Consider the following 1,709-nt stretch of genomic DNA (forward strand, 5'->3'; position numbering starts at 1 on the left):
CTCAAACCAAATAGCCTCCGGCAAACCCAGCGCGGTTCAATGAGGACAATGTTGAACTCGTTGTCGCCGTAAGGAACCATGTAGATCGAGAAGTTCTTGAGACGGCCGAGCTTCTGGTCAATCTCATTGGCCGCAACCCAAGTTTTGCGCAGGCCACTGAGATAGTTGTCCGACTGCCCTTCATCGACCCTGACAAGGGTCATTTCGACCACCTCTTCCGACGGTGTGTAGTCCTTGTAAGGTTCGGCCTGCGACATTGCAGGTACAGCAGTGGCGAGTGCGATCGCACCAAAGCCGAGCTTAATGCGTGTGGTCAGTTTGTTCATCGATGTCCTCCTGTTTTTCGCCCCAGAATTGCGGGTCGTGACGTTTTATTGGCAGGGTGAAGAGCATGGGCTCGGCTGCTCCGCCCTGTGCCGAGCGGATTGCCAAACGCATGGCAATTCGCTTGGTTTGACCTTCGCCATTCCTGTCAAAAACCCGCTCGAAGCGTATTGCGCCGGCCGCAAACCCGTCAATCTTATCAAGCGTCAATAAATCGTCAGGATACCGTCAATTCTTCGCGCGGCGCTGTTGCGCCCGCCGTCTTGAGCGGAATCGCTCACACAGCAGCCACATCAGAGGATTTTGGAACGTCCGCAGCAACTCTTTGCGCGCTGTCGATCAAGGCGCCTCCTGCATCGTTTCTGCGGTGTATTGAAACGAGGATTGTCGTCGAGAATGTGGAACATCGCATTCGATATTGAGCACGCGGTGAAGCATCATGGTTGCCTACTTATCTGGCGACTTCACGCCATCAAGCCGCATCGTAGGATGGGTCACCGCTTCATAGATCGTCCCGACATCTGACGCGTGGCGCAAAAGGTTGCCCCAGCCCTCGGCTTCTTCGTGGAAGAACCACCCCCGCTCACGCCCCTCTATGTCGCAGCAGATCAGGTCGGTGGTTAGCTCATCGCGCTTGAAGAATGTCACCTTCTGGATCTCGTCCAAGGGGACTTCATCGCTGAGGTTCTCAGGGATGCGTTCGCGAACTGATCCCTTACCGACTCAAGCTCGTCGAAGTCTGGCAAAGATCTGTCGCCACATAGGCATGAGGGATGATTGCCACGCCTGCATAGTGGCGACAAAGGGGTCGCTTGCTGAATGGCGGGAATTTTCCAGAAGCGAGGCAAAGCCGCCAAGCCGCTTTCGGGATCACGCGTCGATCCGGCTCATGGCTGGAGGTGGTGGGGAGCTGCCATCCCAAGTTGAACGTCCTGTGCTCATTGCTACCCGTTGGTCGGGCGGGTCCAGCTTTTCGCTTGCCTAAGCGGAATGCCCCCGCAAGACCTGAAATTGCAAAGGCATCCGGTGTGGCCTAGCATCGCGACGTCGGGGCGGGCAAAGAGGTGAAATCATGCTCCGGCACAAGGGGCAGACATGACGCAAGATCGCAATCACCTGCAACTGAAGCCGCTCACTGGCCGCTGGCTGTCGGCCTATATGGTGGTCTGGAGCCTGCTGGCGGTGGCCAGCCTTGCCGCCCTCGCCTTTGGCACGACCATGCGTCTTCGCGCGCCATTGCCCGCCAGGACGACCGAATTGGGATTTTCCATCGAACAGGATGCCGCAACTGGCAACTGGACCGTCGATGCTGTCGGGACCGACGAAGCGGTGGCGGCAGGGCTGCGGATTGTGTTGAAAAACCCGGCGCTGAGACAGGCGCTGGC

At 57.6% G+C, this 1,709-nt stretch carries 4 protein-coding genes; 1 reads left to right on the forward strand and 3 read right to left on the reverse strand.

Annotated elements, in window-relative coordinates:
- The 3 genes from CHU93_RS00110 to CHU93_RS00120 all read right to left on the reverse strand — a co-directional run.
- Positions 1-326 (reverse strand): hypothetical protein (locus tag CHU93_RS00110; RefSeq protein WP_207759159.1); only part of this gene is annotated, 326 nt, incomplete at its 3' end.
- On the reverse strand, positions 301-534 hold the full coding sequence (locus tag CHU93_RS17400) for a hypothetical protein (RefSeq protein ID WP_165768527.1): 234 nt from the start codon (positions 532-534) through the stop codon (positions 301-303). The genes CHU93_RS17400 and CHU93_RS00110, both read right to left, overlap by 26 nt.
- Positions 535-771: 237 nt before the next feature.
- Positions 772-990 carry a hypothetical protein gene (locus CHU93_RS00120; protein ID WP_094472205.1) on the reverse strand — a complete coding sequence of 73 codons (219 nt, stop codon included), beginning with the start codon at positions 988-990 and terminating at the stop codon, positions 772-774.
- 429 nt (positions 991-1,419) lie between these two features.
- Here CHU93_RS00120 and CHU93_RS00125 point away from each other — a divergent pair.
- On the forward strand, positions 1,420-1,709 hold a 290-nt coding region (locus CHU93_RS00125; RefSeq protein WP_133064235.1), incomplete at its 3' end, for a hypothetical protein.

Source organism: Sandarakinorhabdus cyanobacteriorum, assembly GCF_002251755.1.
GTDB classification, from domain to species: domain Bacteria; phylum Pseudomonadota; class Alphaproteobacteria; order Sphingomonadales; family Sphingomonadaceae; genus Sandarakinorhabdus; species Sandarakinorhabdus cyanobacteriorum.